This window comes from Flavobacterium sp. (assembly GCF_036405015.1).
In the GTDB taxonomy this organism is placed as follows: Bacteria; Bacteroidota; Bacteroidia; order Flavobacteriales; family Flavobacteriaceae; genus Flavobacterium.
The window spans coordinates 11,907-29,899 of the sequence record NZ_DASWYK010000235.1 but is presented as its reverse complement, the minus strand read 5'-3'; the positions used below and the strand labels follow the sequence as shown (position 1 = coordinate 29,899).

At 32.0% G+C, this 17,993-nt stretch carries 18 protein-coding genes; 14 read left to right on the top strand and 4 right to left on the bottom strand.

The genetic code is table 11. From position 1 onward, the window contains the following. Positions 1–73: 73 nt before the first annotated feature. The 7 genes from VGE71_RS20375 to VGE71_RS20345 all read left to right on the top strand — a co-directional run bounded on the left by VGE71_RS20375 (position 74) and on the right by VGE71_RS20345 (position 8,635). Entirely contained in the window at positions 74–511 is a 438-nt protein-coding gene (locus tag VGE71_RS20375; protein WP_331139943.1) for a DUF4265 domain-containing protein, read from the top strand. A 41-nt stretch (positions 512–552) separates the two neighbouring features. Next, positions 553–1,260: a DUF4262 domain-containing protein gene (locus VGE71_RS20370; RefSeq protein WP_331139942.1), complete on the top strand. Its 708-nt coding sequence runs from the start codon at positions 553–555 to the stop codon at positions 1,258–1,260. 516 nt (positions 1,261–1,776) lie between these two features. Next, positions 1,777–2,328, top strand: a complete 552-nt coding sequence (locus tag VGE71_RS20365; RefSeq protein WP_331139941.1) for a hypothetical protein — start codon at positions 1,777–1,779, stop codon at positions 2,326–2,328. Positions 2,329–2,617: 289 nt separating this feature from the next. Next, the gene (gene rmuC / locus VGE71_RS20360; protein ID WP_331139940.1) at positions 2,618–4,327 is read left to right on the top strand and encodes a DNA recombination protein RmuC; all 1,710 of its coding nucleotides are present in this window, start codon (positions 2,618–2,620) and stop codon (positions 4,325–4,327) included. A 115-nt stretch (positions 4,328–4,442) separates the two neighbouring features. Then, positions 4,443–6,488 carry an ATP-dependent endonuclease gene (locus VGE71_RS20355; protein ID WP_331139939.1) on the top strand — a complete coding sequence of 682 codons (2,046 nt, stop codon included), beginning with the start codon at positions 4,443–4,445 and terminating at the stop codon, positions 6,486–6,488. 4 nt (positions 6,489–6,492) lie between these two features. Then, entirely contained in the window at positions 6,493–8,259 is a 1,767-nt protein-coding gene (locus tag VGE71_RS20350; RefSeq protein ID WP_331139938.1) for a UvrD-helicase domain-containing protein, read from the top strand. Positions 8,260–8,305: 46 nt separating this feature from the next. Next, positions 8,306–8,635 carry a DUF3892 domain-containing protein gene (locus VGE71_RS20345; RefSeq protein ID WP_331139937.1) on the top strand — a complete coding sequence of 110 codons (330 nt, stop codon included), beginning with the start codon at positions 8,306–8,308 and terminating at the stop codon, positions 8,633–8,635. A gap of 66 nt (positions 8,636–8,701) precedes the next feature. Here the strand turns inward: VGE71_RS20345 and VGE71_RS20340 are convergent, their stop codons facing one another. Both VGE71_RS20340 and VGE71_RS20335 read right to left on the bottom strand, forming a co-directional pair. Next, positions 8,702–9,121, bottom strand: coding sequence for a hypothetical protein (locus VGE71_RS20340; protein WP_331139936.1), 420 nt, complete (start codon positions 9,119–9,121; stop codon positions 8,702–8,704). A gap of 355 nt (positions 9,122–9,476) precedes the next feature. After that, positions 9,477–9,749, bottom strand: a complete 273-nt coding sequence (locus VGE71_RS20335) for a helix-turn-helix transcriptional regulator (RefSeq protein WP_331139935.1) — start codon at positions 9,747–9,749, stop codon at positions 9,477–9,479. 160 nt (positions 9,750–9,909) lie between these two features. Between VGE71_RS20335 and VGE71_RS20330 the strand changes: the two genes are divergently transcribed. Both VGE71_RS20330 and VGE71_RS20325 read left to right on the top strand, forming a co-directional pair. Then, on the top strand, positions 9,910–10,596 hold the full coding sequence (locus VGE71_RS20330; RefSeq protein ID WP_331139934.1) for a hypothetical protein: 687 nt from the start codon (positions 9,910–9,912) through the stop codon (positions 10,594–10,596). 11 nt (positions 10,597–10,607) lie between these two features. Then, complete coding sequence (locus tag VGE71_RS20325; RefSeq protein ID WP_331139933.1) at positions 10,608–11,273, top strand: hypothetical protein; 666 nt, start codon at positions 10,608–10,610, stop codon at positions 11,271–11,273. 50 nt (positions 11,274–11,323) lie between these two features. Here VGE71_RS20325 and VGE71_RS20320 read toward each other — a convergent pair whose 3' ends face one another. Then, positions 11,324–11,851: a tyrosine-type recombinase/integrase gene (locus tag VGE71_RS20320; protein WP_331139932.1), complete on the bottom strand. Its 528-nt coding sequence runs from the start codon at positions 11,849–11,851 to the stop codon at positions 11,324–11,326. 161 nt (positions 11,852–12,012) lie between these two features. Then, entirely contained in the window at positions 12,013–13,356 is a 1,344-nt protein-coding gene (locus tag VGE71_RS20315) for a BT4734/BF3469 family protein (protein ID WP_331139931.1), read from the bottom strand. Positions 13,357–13,776: 420 nt separating this feature from the next. On the opposite strand from VGE71_RS20315, the gene VGE71_RS20310 reads away from it, so the two are divergent. The 5 genes from VGE71_RS20310 to VGE71_RS20290 all read left to right on the top strand — a co-directional run bounded on the left by VGE71_RS20310 (position 13,777) and on the right by VGE71_RS20290 (position 17,937). Then, the gene (locus tag VGE71_RS20310) at positions 13,777–14,589 is read left to right on the top strand and encodes a hypothetical protein (protein ID WP_331139930.1); all 813 of its coding nucleotides are present in this window, start codon (positions 13,777–13,779) and stop codon (positions 14,587–14,589) included. 11 nt (positions 14,590–14,600) lie between these two features. Beyond that, positions 14,601–15,170 (top strand): hypothetical protein, encoded by a 570-nt coding sequence (locus tag VGE71_RS20305; RefSeq protein ID WP_331139929.1) that lies wholly within the window; start codon positions 14,601–14,603, stop codon positions 15,168–15,170. Positions 15,171–15,697: 527 nt separating this feature from the next. Further along, positions 15,698–16,261 (top strand): hypothetical protein, encoded by a 564-nt coding sequence (locus VGE71_RS20300; RefSeq protein WP_331139928.1) that lies wholly within the window; start codon positions 15,698–15,700, stop codon positions 16,259–16,261. A 3-nt stretch (positions 16,262–16,264) separates the two neighbouring features. Next, entirely contained in the window at positions 16,265–16,717 is a 453-nt protein-coding gene (locus VGE71_RS20295) for a hypothetical protein (RefSeq protein ID WP_331139927.1), read from the top strand. Between the two features lie 98 nt (positions 16,718–16,815). After that, on the top strand, positions 16,816–17,937 hold the full coding sequence (locus VGE71_RS20290) for a hypothetical protein (RefSeq protein ID WP_331139926.1): 1,122 nt from the start codon (positions 16,816–16,818) through the stop codon (positions 17,935–17,937). The last annotated feature ends 56 nt before the right edge of the window (positions 17,938–17,993 follow it).

Genomic DNA, 17,993 nt, shown 5'->3' with positions numbered 1-17,993 from the left:
TATAAATCATCACTTTTGCCGTACCCAGCTAATGGTCAAATATTATGTAGAGGTTGTAATTTAAAAAAGGGTAATGAAAGAAGAAGTAAATGATAAAGTAACGTTTGTTTACTACAATCTCGAAGGGGAAATAGCTATGGAAACTGTTTGGGCTGCTAAGGAAGAAAACGGTTATAGAATTAAAAATATTCCTTTTTTCGCACCCAATATTGCTTATGATGACTTAATAAGTGTAGAAGATGATGATGGCGAATTATTTTTTGATGATATAATTATTGAATCAGGAAATAGTACTATTCAATTAATCATATATAATGAAAACGATATTGAAGGTATCACAAAAAAAATTGAAAGTTTTGATTGTGGTTGGGAAGGAAATCATTTAAAAGGATATATTTCTGTAAACGTTCCTAAAGAAGTTAGTTTTTTGCCAATTAAGAGTCTTTTAAATAATGAATTAGAAAACAAAAAACTTGACTATAAAGAGGCATGTTTGTCTCACTCTATTTAATAAGTTGTTTTTATTTTTGTTAAAATTAATGTATAAAATAAATGACTAGGTGTGAATTTTTAGAGATTATAAAAACTGGCATTAGTAAAAATAACTACCATCTTACATTAGTAAATGCTGGTCAAAATCCAGATTATTCTTATTCTATTGGATTAACTGAAAAATTTGGTTTTGAATTAGTAGTTGCAGGCGGATTTATTTCTATTGAGGACAACGAATCATTATTCCGACATGTATATAATGAATTGCAATCTGGATCAAAAATAGATTCAAAGTTTACACTATCTGGTAATAAATATTATTTAGATAAAGTTGACCCATCTTGGTGCAAAAAACTAATGCTTGGCGTTTACGATTATTATAACGTTGATGAAATTTTAGCCTATCAAATTGTTCTAGAGAATAGAACATTGGATACACCTTTAATGTTGCACCCTACTATTAAAGATGACCCAATTTGGAAGTGGCTTGACATGGATTGGAATATTAAAGTTCCTAAAAAATCTTATGTTATAACTGATATTGATTCATTAAAAGGTAAAACAATAGTAGAACTTATGAGATGGGAAGATCATGTTTGGGAAATGTTTTCAGGTCCAGGCCCAGATTTTAAAGAAGAAGAAATAAGAATTGTGCCATTAGGTACAATCTTAGGAATTGATGATACGCTTCAAAGAACTGTTAACTTAGAAATTGGAAAGGGCTTATGGCGAGAAAGTAAAGATTCAGATTGGAATGATTGGGAATAAACAAAAAAGTCTTTTAATATAAAAAAGGAGGATGGGCAATTAGCTCATCCTTTTTGTTTAAAGAACTTAAATAAGATTTAATCTGATTCTGGATTGATCCTAAAATATAGTTTTCCAATCAAAAAATCACTTGTTCAGAAAAAATTTTGATGTAAAATGTCACTTTTATCATATTCGCATTTCCGCTTGAAATAATATATAAAATTTTATATAATTAGATACAAAATTAGATACATCTACTTTTGGTTTTTAAAGTATTGATAATAAATAACGCTATTTATTGATTTATAAAGTCTAAAATCACTTTTGTATTGCGTTAAATCCGATGGTTTTGTCATTGTGTGGCTTACTGAAATTTGGAAGGTATTCTATGATTGCACTACATTTGCCCTACAAACAAACCTCAAAATACCATTATCTAATGGTTGCAGCTTTACATCATTCGCCTGCTGCGTAAAACTCTCAATGTATCTTTTTGATACATCACAGTCTTCCAAATGGAAAGACTTGTTAATAATGCGTTATGCCATTGCGTGTAATGCAAATGAGAAAATATTACCCATACTAAAAAGCTGGCGGCAACAGTTTAATCTCGGCAGAATAATTATGAATGCACTACAAAAAAAGACCGGAGAAAAAACGATTATGGATCTTTGTGAAACATATCATATAGATGACTACACTTTCAATGAAGATGGCTCTATAGATGTTGATGGTGATGTGATTCTGATGGAAATGGATCTTCAAAAAATACCTATAAAATTCAACAATGTCACAGGAACTTTCAACTGTTCTTATAATCGATTAACATCATTAGAAAATGCACCGAAATATGTTGGTGAAGTTTTTACATGCCAGTCTAATTGTTTGACCTCATTTGAGGGATTTCCTATATCTGTTGGTGAAGTTGTGGTTGCTTTTGATAACGAGTTTACTTCCATCGATTATTTACCTGAAACAAAAAGGAAATATAAAATTTATGTTGAGCCAAAGGTTGAAGATATGATTAGGAGATATAAGGTAAAAGCGAAAAGGCAGAAAACAATTAAGACAATTATCAATTCGTAACAGATCAAATCAATCAGGTTAATGTTGTCAATGGGGCTCCATGAATATGATTAATAAATTACTTTAATATAATTCTTTTTCTTGAGATACTAATGCTTTATGTGGTCAGTACTTGGTCCTCTGCAGCCTATTTGAATAAACTTCGGAAGTCAAAAACCAGTATAAATACGTATTGTGTATCAATTTGAAAATGATTTATTTGTTACGGATTTCCGTAATAGAATAATAAATTTATTCATTCTATTTGTTGCTGAATAAAATTTAAAGTATAAAAATTAAAAGAATGAATATGATAATTACACTATTAATATTAATTATAATCTTGCTTATTATTAATCTTTTTTTAATAATATTTAAGAAATCAGATCAAAATAATGCCTTCAAGGATGAACTCGCAAAACATAATTTAGAATTTACGAAAATAGATCAACTAATCCGTTCTGAATTTTCTACTAATAGAGATGAAGCACAGAAAAGTTCCAGAGAAACTAGGGAAGAGTTGGCGAAATCGTTTAAAACGTTTGGAGATACTTTAACCAAAAACATAACAGATCTCTCCACATTACAGAAGGATCAGTTTGGTAACTTTTCTGAACAACTTCAAATTTTAACAAAAAATAATGAAGATAGAATTGAGAAGCTAATTTTATCAAATGAGAAAAAACAGTCTGAATTTACAGAGCAGTTTATAAAATCTTCAAAGCTAACAAAAGATGAGTTAGCTACTTCATTAAAAAGCAACGAAGAAAAAACCGATAAATTGCTTATTTCTTTTGACCAAAAAACTAAAGATTTAAATGATCAACTTACTACTTCAGCTAAGGAAAATAGAGAAGAACAAGTGAAATCATTAAAATCCTTCGAAGACAAGTTTTCTCAAAATGTGAAAGATTTTAACGAATTACAAAAACAAAAATTTACCGAATTAATCACAAAGCAAGAGCAATTAAAATCAGATACCGAAACAAAGTTAGAAAAGATTAGAGAAACTGTAGAATTAAAACTTCAAACACTTCAAGATGAAAACGGAAAAAAACTTGAAGAGATGCGTAATACTGTTGATGAAAAATTACAAGCTACTGTTGAAAAAAGATTTGATGCATCTTTCAAAATTATTAGCGATAGGCTTGAATTAGTACATAAAGGATTAGGAGAAATGCAAACACTTGCAGTTGGTGTTGGGGACTTGAAAAAAGTACTAACCAATGTTAAAACAAGAGGGAATTTCGGTGAAATTCAACTGGGTGCAATATTAGAACAGATTTTATCCCCAGAGCAATTTGAACATAATAAAATTGTCAAAAATGGCACCCAAGAAAGAGTTGAGTATGTTGTTAAATTACCTGGCCAAACTGATGATAATACTCCTTTATATCTACCGATAGATTCAAAATTTCCAAATGAAGATTATCAAAGATTATTAGAGGCTTATGATAATATTGGAGCGATAGATGCTAAGGATATTGAAATTGTCAATCGACAATTTGAAAATGCTATTAAGAAAAGTGCAAAAGATATTAGTGATAAATATATTAATCCACCTATCACAACTGATTTTGCAATTATGTTTGTTCCGACAGAAGGGCTGTATGCGGAAGTACTAAGACGAACAGGTTTATTCGAAAAACTACAAAGAGAGTTGAAAATTATTGTTGTTGGCCCAACAAATCTTGTTGCTTTTTTAAGCAGTCTAAATATGGGATTCAGAACGCTAGCAATTCAAAAAAGGTCTAGCGAAGTTTGGCAGATTTTAGGTGCAGTAAAAACTGAGTTTGGAAAATTCGGAAATATCTTGGATAAGACGAAAAAGAAATTACAAGAGGCAACAAATACAATTGACTCAGCCGGAACTAGATCAAGAGCAATAGAAAGGCATTTAAGAAAAGTAGAATTATTACCTCAATCCGAAGCAGTTGAATTAATCGGTGACGCTCTTAAAGTTGATATTGAGGATATTTTAGAAGAAGCTAAAGATAATTCATTCAGAGAAGATGATTAAAATGTTATAAAGAAATATTATTGTTTAAAAAGAAATTTCCATACACTGGCTGAATAATTTTAGTTGATTCAGTCATTAAAATAATTTTTCACCATTGCTATTAAAATAAACTGAAATGAAAATTAAAACTCTTGAAATAATCAATTTTCGATTATTAAAACACGTGATTCTTTCTTTGGAAGATCACACAACAGTTATCGTCGGAAGAAACAATTCAGGAAAAACATCATTAACGGAAATTTTCCGTCGACTAATTGGAGATAAAAATCCGTCCTTCTCAATTTACGATTTTAGTCTTTCTGCAATGGATGGTTTTCTTAAAGGATTACATGCGAAGTTGATTGGGAAAGATGATGCTGAGATACGAGATCACCTTCCATTTATTGAAATTCGAATTACGATACAATACCCAGTTGATATAGATGATTTAGGATTATTAGGAGATTTTATAATTGATCTTGATCCTGCAAGTAATATCGTTATAATAGCTGTTAGATACTCTCTTAAAAATGGTAAAATAGATTCGCTTTTTGATGGTATAGTAGATGAAAGTGAAGATAGCATAAAATTTTTCATGAAGTCACTTAAAGAGAGAATCCCTAGCCTTTTTGAAACTCATATTACAGCTGTAGATCCTACCGATACAGAAAATACAGCTACAATTGATTACTCGAAATTTAGATCAGTATTAGGGGCTAGCTTTATAAATGCGCAAAGAGGACTTGATGATGTTACACATTCTGAAAAAGACGTGCTGGGAAAAGTTTTAGCGCAACTTTTTAAAACATCTCAATCGAATTCAGCACCTGAAGATATGCAGGATAGTTCAGCGGCGTTGCAAGTGGTTATTGATGATATCCAAGAAAAGGTAGACACTGATTTTAATACTCAATTAAATAAGCTTTTGCCCGCTCTTGGTTTGTTTGGCTATCCGGGTCTTTCGGATCCTAACTTGAGTACTGAGACGACTATTGATGTGTCAAATATTTTAGAGAGCCACACAAAAATTCGATATGGTCAAGGAAATAATCTCTTCCTGCCAGAAACATATAATGGATTAGGTTCGAGAAATTTGATTTACATTTTATTTCAGCTTTTTGAATTTTTTCGTAGATACCAAAGCAGGCAGATTTCAAACAGTTTAGATATTATTTTTATAGAAGAACCAGAAGCGCATTTGCATCCCCAAATGCAACAGATTTTTATTAGAAAGCTGTATGAAATTGCAAATGAATTTTCAAATACATTAAATGATGGTAAACCTTGGCCTGTTCAGTTTGTCGTTACTACACATTCTACACACATGGCAAATGAAGCCGATTTTGAAGCAATCAGATATTTTTTAACTACAAAAGATCCAGTACGAGAAACTATAGTGAAAGATTTGAGGAAAGAATTCACTACTGATGATCTGAAAGAAGATAAAGAGTTTCTTCACAAATACTTAACTTTAACTAAGTGTGATTTATATTTTGCAGATAAAGCTATTCTTATTGAAGGGCCGGCAGAAAGATTAATGATGCCACTACTTATAGCAAAAAGTGATGCAACAGATTTGAGTAAGCCACAGCTTGGTCTGCAGTATGTAACAACTATAGAGGTAGGCGGTGCATATGCTCATCATTTTTATAAATTTTTAGATTTTCTTGAATTGCAATGTTTGGTTATTACAGATCTAGATTCAGTGTTGATGACTCCTGGCGATAAAATTACTTATCACGGTTCATTTGTAAAAGATGGTACCCATACTTCAAATGCAGGTATAAAAAACTGGTTTGCAAAAGGCTCTCAAGGTTATTATTCGCTTGCTGACTGTATCGCTTTTACGAAAGAGAATAAAGTTTCAGGTTCAAGAAGAATAGCGTTTCAAATTGCAGAAGAGGGAAAAGTTGCGATCGGCAGAAGTTTTGAAGAAGCATTTATATTGGCTAATAGAGAACATTTTGGAATTTTAGAAATTGGAGAAGATGATGTAGAAGCAAGCGCCGAAGCACTAGCACCAGACAACAAGAAAAAAACTGAATTTGCTTTGAAATATGCACTTGAAGAAACCAAATGGACTGTGCCAAAATATATCCATGAAGGTCTAGTGTGGCTTGCAAGTAAACCTATAGCCCCAGCTATAGATGCAGTTGAAGTTATTAATGAAGTAGTAGAATAAAATCATGGCAGAAAAAGTAGATTTAAGTCCTGCAGAGAAGGCATCAATTGAGTGTTTAGCTAATGTATTTAAAGCAATTGATGATAAAAAGCACTTTCTTGTTGAAGCTGGTGCGGGTGCAGGGAAGACTTACACTTTAATTAAAGCTTTAAAGTACCTGATAGAAAAAAATAATGCAGAATATTTAAAAACAAGTAAAAAAATTGCATGTATTACGTATACAAACGTTGCAAAAGATGAGATTCGTTCTAGAACAGATAATCATCCTATTGTATTAGCTGATACGATACATGCTTTCGCATGGGAAGCCATACAAAACTTTCAAAAGGGACTTCGCGACCGGATGGTAGAATTAGGGGATAGATGGCAAGAAAGGATTGAAGATGCAGGTGGAATAAAAACACAAAAAGTTATATATAATTTAGGATATCCAAAAATAACAGAAGAAGAAATATTTTTACATCATAATGATGTTATAAAGCTATTTACCTCACTTTTGTCGGATAATAAGTTTAAAAAGATTTTTACAAGTAAGTTTCCCATTATTCTAATTGATGAGTATCAGGATACAAATAAAGCTTTAGCAGACGCATTAGTAGCTAATTTTATTGAGGTTGAATCCAATATAATTTTAGGCTTTTTTGGTGATCACTGGCAGAAAATTTACGGCACAGAATCTTGTGGTTTTATTGAAACAAGTAAAGGTAAAATGGAAATTATAGGTAAACAAGCTAATTTCCGTTCGGATAAAAATATTGTTACCATTTTAAACAGGATGCGTCCTGAGCTTAAACAGTTTGAGTACAATCCTGAATCTGAAGGGGAAATAGTTGTTTTTCATAGTAATAATTGGAGAGGAGAAAGAAGAACAGGCCCACATTGGAATGGTGATCTTCCAGAAGGTATTGCCCACGATTATTTAGAATGGACAAAACATGAATTAGATAAAAATGATTGGAATATTAGTTCAGACACAACTAAAATCTTAATGCTTACTAATAATGTCTTAGCTTCCGAGCAAGGATATCAAAATGTTGCTAGAGCATTTTCAGATAATGATGATTATCTAAAAAAAAATAATGAATATATCTCTTTTCTAATAGATGTAGTAGAAATAGGAGCAGATGCATTTCAAAATAAAAAGTATGGTGAAATGATTCATTCATTTAATATAAGTACACCAAGGATTCGGAAACACGCAGATAAAAAAGTATGGTTTGACGATATGACAAATCTTCTTGCACTTCGTCATGCCGGAACCATTGGTAATGTATTAGATTTATTAAAAACTACAAAGAAACCAAGATTGCCAAGAAAAATCGAAGAGAAAGAGTATCGTTTTGCTCAAATTAAAGCTGTAGATGAAAAAGAAAGAGAAAGAGAAGAAGATGATAAAGACTTTGCTTCTAAAATCGAATCAATAAGGTCAATTCCATATGTTGAAATTTCAAATGTTTCCAAATATATTGATGATAAAACTTTATATTCAACAAAGCATGGAGTAAAAGGCGCTCAATTTGAAAATGTGATTGTTGTTTTAGGTCGAGGATGGAATCAATACAATTGGAACCAATTTTTAGAGTGGATTAACTCAGGAAATGTACCTGCTGATAAACAAGACACCTTTGAAAGAAACCGAAATCTGTTTTATGTTGCATGTTCAAGACCCCAAAAAAGGTTGTGTTTGCTTTTTACTCAACAGTTGTCAGATAATGCTTTAGAAGGTTTGAAAAAAATATTTGGAGATGTCATTTATGAAGCAAATAACTAAACGGAGTATTTTATAAAATAGTAAAAATATTTAAAAGGAATAAAAAATGGCAAATTACGCAATTTCAGGAGTTTGGAAGGATAGTAACAATGTTATCACACATTATGCAATCCATCAATTTAGTGATAGGGAAAACACGATTGGCTTAGCTACAAAAACAACAAAATCAAATGCAATTAGCTTATTGGATAATAGCCAAAATTCTGCGATAACAATTTTATGGAATTACAGTACAGAAGGATGGAATAGAGGTGCCACTATTTCAGTTGTGGGAAGCTATCCAAATAAGTATTTAAGAACCAATCAAGATGGCACGGTTGTAGACAATTTAAGTAATTTGATAAATTATGGTTTGGTGACTAATAATTTATCATAAACCTAAGATTATTGTTAATAGTTTTAAACTACATTGCTGCTTCTGAGTCCATAATAACTAAATCACTTAAATAGATAACTGATGCTTAATCAACGCTAGTGCAATTGTAGGGATTTGTTTAATACTTTCTACACCAATTGTACCTAGTTGGGATTTGGTAAAATTCCAAATTTTAGATTGCAGCATTATTTCCAGCGTTTTATGGCCTTCGTTAGTCAGTCTAAATTGTCGGCTAACCAATATAACCCTTCCACTGTGGCTAAACGAAAACCCAAGGGTTTGTTTATCTTCAGCTTTTGTGCTTTCTATATCAATGAGATCCTGATCGTAAAGGATCTTTAGATAGTGGTAAAGCATTTTGATGTCATCATTTTTTTGATAATCCAAGCCTAACAGCTTAAATAATTCATAAGTTGAAATTACTGGGGAATCGTACTCTTGGAACACAGTTAGATAATTTTTAACTACTTCAATATCAATCTTCATTTTTTTTTAATTTGGATAATATTTCTGATTTCATTTGTTGAACTTGCTGTTCATGTTCCAATGCTTCCTTTTCAAATTTCTTTACTCTGTTTTCATGGATAACCTGTTTTAAGTAGACTTCATGGTTTATTCGAGCAAGTTCCCTTTCTAATTTTACGGTTTTGTTGTGACGCTCAAATAGTAGAATGCTAAACACTGTGATAATTGCCAGATGTATAATAATTAAAAATCTAAAATTTTTTGGATTGTCGATAGAATAAAACATAATAAACTTGTATTTATATGATTTACAGTTTTTTGTAAATTTAATTAAAAACTATTTTATTACGGATCTGTGGAATTGTTAAAATTTATGTTACTTCTCTCTATGCGAATGCAACTCAAAATTAAATATTTCGCTAAGCGAAACTTCCAGTGTTCTTGCAATTTTAAATATAGTACTTACTGTTGGATTAATTCTAACAGTTTCAATTCTAGCAATTTGTGACAATGTTATCTCAGAACGATATGCTAGTTCTTCTTGAGATAATCCCTTTTCTGCGCGTATTTCCTTTAGTCGCTTGGCCAGCAATTCTAAACCTTCCTGATCGAAGATCAGTTTTCTTTGTTTTAAATTTTTCTTTTCCACATATCAAAGGGACTACATATAAAACAAAATCATTATAGCACTTGTGCTATAATTTGTATATTTGTATTAATTCCATATCGGAATCAGACAAATAATTATTCATTTATAAAATTCAATTATGAAAAACTTTGTAAGAAGTAAATGCATCATACTTTTGGTTATGATATTTTTTAGCTGTTCTAGCGAGGAATCAGCAGACAATCCACAAACAGATGACACTAAAGAAATCTTGAGCCTTAAAACTTATGAAGCAACTGATATTATGCCGACAGCAGTTTTGGTTTCGTCACTAATTAAGTCAGATACTGAAAAATCTTTAAAATCTAGAGGGGTATGCTATAATACCACTGGAAACCCGACAATAAATGATTTTAAAGTGGAAGATGGTGAGGTTATACTTGGACCGGCGAGTACCTTACTAATAGGCTTACAGCAAAGCACTATTTATTATGCCAAACCATTCGTTATAACTAATTCAGGAAATGTATATTACAGTAATGAAATAAAATTTCAAACTTCTAAATTAATAATTATGCCAACGCAGTTTATAACTTATGACCCTTCTAGTATAACTTCCAATTCAGCAATTCTTAGCGCCGTAATTTTTAAAAATGGCAACTTAAGGTGGGATAACATCAGAATAGGAATATGTATTTCTGCGACCAATACAAACCCAAATGTAAATGACACCGCTATATATGCTAAAACAGAAGTGACTGAGCCGTTCAAAATATCGGTAAAAAATCTTAATTCAAAAACCACCTATTACTTTCGTCCTTTCGCTTCAAGTTTGAATGGAAGCGAGATATACTACGGCGACATTAAATCATTTACAACAACAAATTAAAATTATATAAAATGAAAAACATTACTATTAGAGTTCTATCATCCGTAATCGCAATTACTTTATTTACTAACTGTGACAATAAAAGAAAAATTTCAGAAAAGACAGAGACAGCCAGGATTGCTGATACTGCAAATGTTCAAGTAGAAAAAGCAGAAAAAGAAACACAAAGCAGCTTAAATTATGAATCTTATTTATTTGCCGAAAACTTAAAAAATGATTCATTTTTCGAATCCGACAACACTAATAAAGAAGTTGAGCTAAAGAATGTTGGAATAAGTGGTTATATCGTAAATGGAAACGAAGTTATATTAAATGGTATTTTTTATGACAAAGAGCATAATAAAGCCATTCCACGTCTCAACAATAATCCTCCTGGTAGAAATTTTGTATCCGAATATTTTGATAAAAAGGAAATAGATTATGATGAAAAATATAAATCAACTTATTCAGCTGTCTTGTATATAACGCTGAAAAACGCGAGAGATGTCAAGAAATTAAAAATGTATAACTCTTCGGAACCAGTTTTAAATTATGAATATAAAGTCGAGGAAACAATTGATGAATTTAGGTCAGGCTTCATTGATTTAGTGAATATTAAGGGAAAATTCGTTGGATTAAGCCCCACCAGCAATTATCCTAATAAAATATATGAAATTAAAGACGCTGAATTATATTAAAAAAAATCCCGAATTTATGATTCGGGATTTTTTGTTTGAATTTATTAGGACTAGAGATTTATATAAATATTATCTAATTCTTCCTGTCTGATACCTAAATATATACGAGTTATGCTGATACTCGAGTGCTGAAATAATTCCGAAAGATAAATAAGACTCCTTTCACTTTGATTATCATTGTTCCAAACCCTTCTTCCAAAAGACTTCCTGAGGCTATGGGTACTGATTTTGCCTCTAAAATATTTTTTCAAAAGCCTATTAACATGCTGGGGTGAGTATACGGTACCTTTCTGACTTTTAAATGCATAACCATCATAATTAATATTAAAAAAAGAAATAGCCTTATGGATGTTATTATTAATAGCTAAAATACGTTTTTTGCTTGTCTTTCCTTCAATGATTGTCACTGAATCCTTGCGTAAATCCTGAAAGGTGAATTTCAATAAATCTTGAATTCTAACACCAAGATTAATTCCTGTTACGATCAATAATCCTAAATTTGGGTTTTCTCCCGTTTTAATAAGTTTCATTCCCAAATTTAATGCTTTGTCAAAATCGATAAACTCGCTGCCGGTCATACTTTTGTTTTTTTAGATTGCAAATATAATGTTCTTTAGTATATTTTTAACTCATAAACGAACATTATTTTGACCGATAATTTAAATATACCTTAATAACACTCGGAATGTTCATTTAACCTTCATTAAAGAACATTTTATAAATCGTTATATTTTAACAATTAATCAGCCCAGAAATCAAAATCATCATCAATGAAATTTTCCTGAATATCTTCTGTAATATAATCTTCATAATAATCAACCTCTGTTAAATTATTGTTCATCATTTTTGTCTGTTTGCAACTTGTGAAATCAAGTGTCGAAATATCTGTCAATTCTTTTTTCCAGTTTCTCTGGACCGTTTTTTGACTTATTCCTAATATTTCGGCGATATTTTTTCTAGTTGGCTTTATATTGTCTGCCTCCATTTCGGCAATAGCCTGTTGAATCGCTTCCTTCGTTTTATTTGATTTTAAGGCACCATTTATTTTTCCTGCCATGCTCTGCTTTTGAGTTTTGGTTAGATTTGAATCTTTGTTAAAATGTATTTTTTTGAGTCTGATTTTAATGAGGATATCTTTTGTTTGTTCGATTCGACCGCAAATATTTTTAACTAATAACTTCAATTTGGACATTGGCATTTTGGCTTCAGCTGTCGTATTGATGTAAAAAAGGTATGAAAGAATCTGCTGTTGGGTAATGGTGGGATTCAAGTAGTATAATGCATTAATTATCCTAATATATGTCCTATGCTTATTGCCGTCCTTAATAATGGCGGGATAGATGATTTTATAATATTCCATCTCTTCAATTGTAAAATCACCTTCTATTTCTTTATCGAATTCAGATTCTGTTTTAATCAATTTACAAAGAGCACTAAAAGGAATTATTTCATCCAGATCACTATTTAATTCTGAGTCTGCATTTCTTTTTCCAGCTTTTTTTCCAGTTGTTTTCCTTCCCTCGATAAACTTGTCATATGCGGTTTGGTCAATAATATATTCATTATCATAATTACATATCACCTCTGGATCATAAGTAATGATCCATTTTCTAACCAGCCCGCCTGCCGCATCATCAATCTTATATCCATTGTTTTTGAAATCGTGACGTATAAATGCATGGATGCTGTCGAAATTCTCAATTGTTACTCCGCTGACCTTTAAAAGGAATGCCAAGCCTCTGCCGCCAACGCTTCTGCATATTAATGAAACGGGAAATGAATCACTTAGCTTTTTAATTGTTTGATTGACATCTTGGGAATTTTTAAAACCGTCGATGTCAAAATACATATAACCCGAAAGTGTGCTAATGCCATCTTTTTTAGAATTGACGAACGTTCCATGAGGTGTAACAACAGGTAGTAGCAATTTAATTTTATCGTATTCTGTTGACTTATAGGCTATGTTTCTTAATCTAGTAATTTCCAATTTATGTGGATTTTGTTTAATTGTGGTAATAAGTTCTTCAAGGTTTATTTTCTCATTTGAGAACTGCCTGCAGTTGTTATACTTGTTGAAAATCATTTTATATATATTCTTTTTTATTCAATCTCATGAAGGATTGACTCAATCGGCAGTCAGATTGTTTTAAGATCCAGGCTGCTGATTATTGTATATATAAAATACTGATGTCCCCCTTTCGGGATTTATATGTTTTTTTAGTATTTCTTTTAAGAAAAGAGAGAAACATAAGGGGGACATATACTTTAATATATCTCTTCTTCTTTCTTTTCTGATTTAAACTTTAAGTATTTAAGTATTTAACTATTTTAATACTTAGAGTCAATATCTACTGAGCATAAGTGGATTGGTGTTTTATATTTTGACATTAAAGGAAGAGAATAGTCCTAAAAAAAAGATATCCACAAAAAAGAGAAAAATATCGGTGATGAGACTGGCATATGATTGCTAAGCAGTATATATTAGCTTGAGAATTAGATTTATATGGGTAAGAAAAAAGAGATAGCCAGAAAAGAGGTGGATTGTATAGTAAAAAAGTACAATATAAGAATTGCGGGAAGTTATTCAATCAAAAATGGATTGGTTGATATCGATGGTGACTTTTACCTAACTCATTCTTCACTTCGCAAACTTCCTTTAAGATTTGGCAAGGTAAGCGGGGATTTTATTTGCAGTTCCAATAGGCTGCAGACTCTATCAGGTGCACCATTTTATGTCGCCGGGAATTTCAATTGTTATGGGAATCAATTGAAATCCTTAAAATATGCACCACTCGAAGTTGGTGGTGATTTCTCTTCCCATGAAAATGAGCTTACTTCATTATTGGGATCGCCAAAATGCCTAAACGGAAGTTTCAATGTATTTTTAAATCAGTTAGAAAATTTGAATGGCGGTCCAGAAAAAGTAGCAGGAAGTTACTATGCTTTTAAAAATAGATTAACCACTTTAAGCGGTGCCCCATCTTATATAGGACGGTCATTCCATATTTCAGGAAATAAACTCAAAAATCTGATAGGCTGTCCTGAATATATAGGTGACATATTATCTTTCGATGACGGAATTGGTTCTTTATTTATGGGCAGTCAGAACTGTGAGGTTAATAAAATTGTGATCGAAACGCAAGAAAAAAAACATAATTCAAATCGAATTGTTTCAGCAATCCTGAAGTCAAATTTACCAGCACTCCCAATCTTGTTTAAATATATGAATTATACAGACATATTCTCGCCAGATGGTACCTTTAATAGACAAAATTTTGAAGATATGATTTTTGAAATAGATAATGGATTAAGGTAGATTAAAATAACATGAATTTAAAAGCCGTTTTTCCAGATAACATTTTTACACAAGAAAATGATATAGATATTATCTTCAGAACATATTGGATTATACTCAAAGGGCGTTATGTGATTAATAATGATCAAAGTATAGATGTATATGGGAATATTGAATTTCCTAATATTTCAGGTTATTTAACGGAACTGCTACTCAAATTCAATAAAGTAAGCGGTGATTTCAACTGCTCGGGTTTGAGTTTAACTACATTAAAAGGCGCACCTGCAGAAGTGGGTGGTATTTTCGACTGTTCATACAACAGGTTGACATCTCTGGAATTTGCGCCCATATATGCAGCTGAGTTCATTTTTGACAACACCGTAGCTTGTTTGTGTACTGGAAATACTAACTATTTCGATAAGGTTTCGGTAATATTTCGGAATAGCTTATCGTCAATTCCGGAAAAGATAGTCCAGTGTAAAGAGATGCTGCCAATAATCTTTAAATATCAAGATTTTTACCAGATATGGGACGATCAGAGGTCACTTAACATGGCAGGTTTGGATGAATTGGTACTGGAAATTAACGAAGGGTTGGAATAGATAAAACATGTAACAACATCAGTTATACGAAAAAAAAATACCTAATCCACTTTTTTAGAGCATTAGTCTAGAAATTTATTTTGTAAGTTAATGATTACGCAAAAAGCCTGCTATCATTGAGACAGTAAAAAAAAAATAAAAATATTTTTCCTATTTGAAAATGATCAAAAATATGTAAAAATATACAAAAATGTCCAATGTTTTCAGGGGTTCGCAAAACGTTTCAATTTGATAAGATTTTTGTTTTTCATAATTTTTTTTCACTTCTGAAGCATTTTGTCCTAAACTTTTTATTTTTTTTTCAATATAAGAAACATCCAGTGAGAGTAAAAAGCAGTTAAACGAGAAGATTCGAATATGAGAAAAGAGAAACAGTGAAGGGTACAATTCCATAATGCCAGAATGTATTCCAATTTAAGATACAATTAATCAGGTTAATACAATAAAAACAATTATTCGGTCAAATACCCGAAGCGGATGCCTGCATCCAAAAAACAACGTCAAATACATATAAATAATCAATATATATGCAAAACTTAGAAGATCTGTTTCACTCTTTTGAAACAGGCATCAGAAGTATAAAAGCAACCAAGCCTAAAGAGTACCTGAACAGCTTGGGACTGGATTACGCAGAACTGCGAATAGGCTTTAATTCAGGACAGTTTCATCATAATAAAGACCAACAGTTTAAGGACAGATTTGAGGCCTTAGGCGTGCTTAAAAAGAGCGATGCAGGCGTGCAGAAAAGCACTATGACAGCCTATACCGTATTCGGACGGTATGGTGTTGTTTTTCCACTGTTTGATAAAGAAAATACTATTGTGAATTATTTCACAGTGCGGTTTGGTTTGAACAGTCCAGTAGAAGATTATCTAAACGCAGATGGTGTTTATCCTGCTTATCCACATGCTTTGACCAAAAGACTTTATGTTGTTCCAACAGTGATCGATGCAGCCAGCCTGATCCAGTCTAAGGCTCTTGAAAACAAAGATGCAGTTTTGGCATTACACAATGGACAGCTTCTTCCACAGCATATGGAAGCCATAGAACAATTACAAGAACTAGAAGAAATCATAATTATAAAAAGATAACACATGCACAATATACAGACACAAATACAAAATATAAAACCAGAATTACTAATAACAACGATCCAGCTTCCAGACGGACATAGTATGAACGACATGTGGGTTAATTATGGATCAGAAGGAATCACAGAATTTCTCAAAAATGTTCCGGAAAAAGAATATTCCTGTACAGCCTTGACTGTGAATGATAACGATCAAATCGAATTTAATGGGAAAGCCGGAACATATAAAATTATGGGAAACCTGCCGAATCATAGAGCAAGCATGAAGATTGCTTTACAGATTACAGCACATGGTGACGTAAAGAGGCATAGGATTCAAATTGATTTGTTTGAGAGCAGAAATGTCGAGAACCAATGCCAGGAACTTTCAGATAAATACAGTTTTGATGCTGATCTTTTGGAATCAGATCTGTCAAAATTGGCAGATTTATTAGATGTTACAGAGATAAGCTTTTAAATGAGGAAGCAAATTCAGGATTTGGGCAAAATTCAAAAAATGAGCTGACACCAAGTGCTTACGAAAAAGCAGTTGAATTTCTTAAAAAACGAAACTTAATGGCAAATATTGATAAGCTGTTAGAGCAGAGTGGCATTATTGGGGAAGAGAACAATAGGAAGATCCTATTTGTTGCGGCTTCATCTTATAAAATGTCAAATCCGCTGCATGTTATGGTACAGGCAAGTTCTGGAAGCGGCAAAAGCCATCTTATAAATTCAATTGCTGGATGTATGCCGCAGAATGAAGTATTCAATACTACCAGTCTTACCAGTAAGTCTTTATATTACTGCACCGATAAACAGCTGAATAATAAGTTGCTGGTAATTCAGGATTTTGACGGTTTAGACGAGGACGCAGAATTGGCGCTGAGAGAAATTCAAAGTTTTAAACAGTTAAAAAGAACAACGGTTGAAAAAACAGCGTCAAAAAATAGAAAGACAGTGAATAAAACTGTTAAGGCAAGTCTGGCAAGCCTTATTGCTACAACTAAAACAGAAATTTATCACGATAATGAAAGTAGATCTATAGTCTTGGGTATAGATGAAAGCGAAGAGCAGACACTAAAGATCATCAGACAGCAAAATCAGAGAAAGGCAGGAAATATCAATTCAGACCAAGAACTAGAAGCTCAACAGATACTGCGCAACTGCATGAAGGTTTTAAAAAATTATGATGTTGTAAATCCATATGCCGACAAAATAGATCTTCCTCTTGACGCTAGAATGTTAAGACGTCTCAATGGGCAGTTTCAGGATTTTATCTGCCAGATTACCCTACTTCATCAGTACCAAAGGAAAACAGATTCAAAGAAAAGGCTTGTTTCCACAAAAGAAGATGTCCAGCTTGCCGTTGAAATCTTTTTTGATGCTATCATCATGAAAGTGGATGACCTTAGCGGGAACATCCGTCAGTTTTTTGAAAAGTTGAAAGATTATATTAAAAGACAGCCAGCTGGAACAACATATAAGTTTACCCAGCGGGAAATCCGCGAGGAAATGAAAATTTCAGCCACACCAATCAATACTTATTTCAAGGCGCTGCAGGAAATGGAATATATCCAGATTGCAGAGGGATCGCCTAATAGAGGTTATAAATATATAATCAGCTATTGGGACACAATGGAAAAGAAAAAATCTGAAATCAAGGATAACTTAAACCATCAGTTAAAACAGCTGTAAAAATGCTAAAAAGGGCACACAAGCCCAATAAGAACAAGCAATAAAGCGCTGGCTCA

What these genes read in the sequence shown, in the direction of transcription:
- VGE71_RS20300 (WP_331139928.1), top strand. Translation starts at nt 15,698, where the DNA reads ATGCAAAACTTAGAAGATCTGTTTCACTCTTTTGAAACAGGCATCAGA.
- VGE71_RS20290 (WP_331139926.1), top strand. Translation starts at nt 16,816, where the DNA reads ATGGCAAATATTGATAAGCTGTTAGAGCAGAGTGGCATTATTGGGGAA.
- VGE71_RS20295 (WP_331139927.1), top strand. Translation starts at nt 16,265, where the DNA reads ATGCACAATATACAGACACAAATACAAAATATAAAACCAGAATTACTA.
- VGE71_RS20305 (WP_331139929.1), top strand. Translation starts at nt 14,601, where the DNA reads ATGAATTTAAAAGCCGTTTTTCCAGATAACATTTTTACACAAGAAAAT.
- VGE71_RS20315 (WP_331139931.1), bottom strand. Translation starts at nt 13,356, where the DNA reads ATGATTTTCAACAAGTATAACAACTGCAGGCAGTTCTCAAATGAGAAA.
- VGE71_RS20330 (WP_331139934.1), top strand. Translation starts at nt 9,910, where the DNA reads ATGATATTTTTTAGCTGTTCTAGCGAGGAATCAGCAGACAATCCACAA.
- rmuC (WP_331139940.1), top strand. Translation starts at nt 2,618, where the DNA reads ATGATAATTACACTATTAATATTAATTATAATCTTGCTTATTATTAAT.
- VGE71_RS20310 (WP_331139930.1), top strand. Translation starts at nt 13,777, where the DNA reads ATGGGTAAGAAAAAAGAGATAGCCAGAAAAGAGGTGGATTGTATAGTA.
- VGE71_RS20320 (WP_331139932.1), bottom strand. Translation starts at nt 11,851, where the DNA reads ATGACCGGCAGCGAGTTTATCGATTTTGACAAAGCATTAAATTTGGGA.
- VGE71_RS20370 (WP_331139942.1), top strand. Translation starts at nt 553, where the DNA reads ATGACTAGGTGTGAATTTTTAGAGATTATAAAAACTGGCATTAGTAAA.
- VGE71_RS20350 (WP_331139938.1), top strand. Translation starts at nt 6,493, where the DNA reads ATGGCAGAAAAAGTAGATTTAAGTCCTGCAGAGAAGGCATCAATTGAG.
- VGE71_RS20365 (WP_331139941.1), top strand. Translation starts at nt 1,777, where the DNA reads ATGCGTTATGCCATTGCGTGTAATGCAAATGAGAAAATATTACCCATA.
- VGE71_RS20345 (WP_331139937.1), top strand. Translation starts at nt 8,306, where the DNA reads ATGGCAAATTACGCAATTTCAGGAGTTTGGAAGGATAGTAACAATGTT.
- VGE71_RS20325 (WP_331139933.1), top strand. Translation starts at nt 10,608, where the DNA reads ATGAAAAACATTACTATTAGAGTTCTATCATCCGTAATCGCAATTACT.
- VGE71_RS20340 (WP_331139936.1), bottom strand. Translation starts at nt 9,121, where the DNA reads ATGAAGATTGATATTGAAGTAGTTAAAAATTATCTAACTGTGTTCCAA.
- VGE71_RS20375 (WP_331139943.1), top strand. Translation starts at nt 74, where the DNA reads ATGAAAGAAGAAGTAAATGATAAAGTAACGTTTGTTTACTACAATCTC.
- VGE71_RS20355 (WP_331139939.1), top strand. Translation starts at nt 4,443, where the DNA reads ATGAAAATTAAAACTCTTGAAATAATCAATTTTCGATTATTAAAACAC.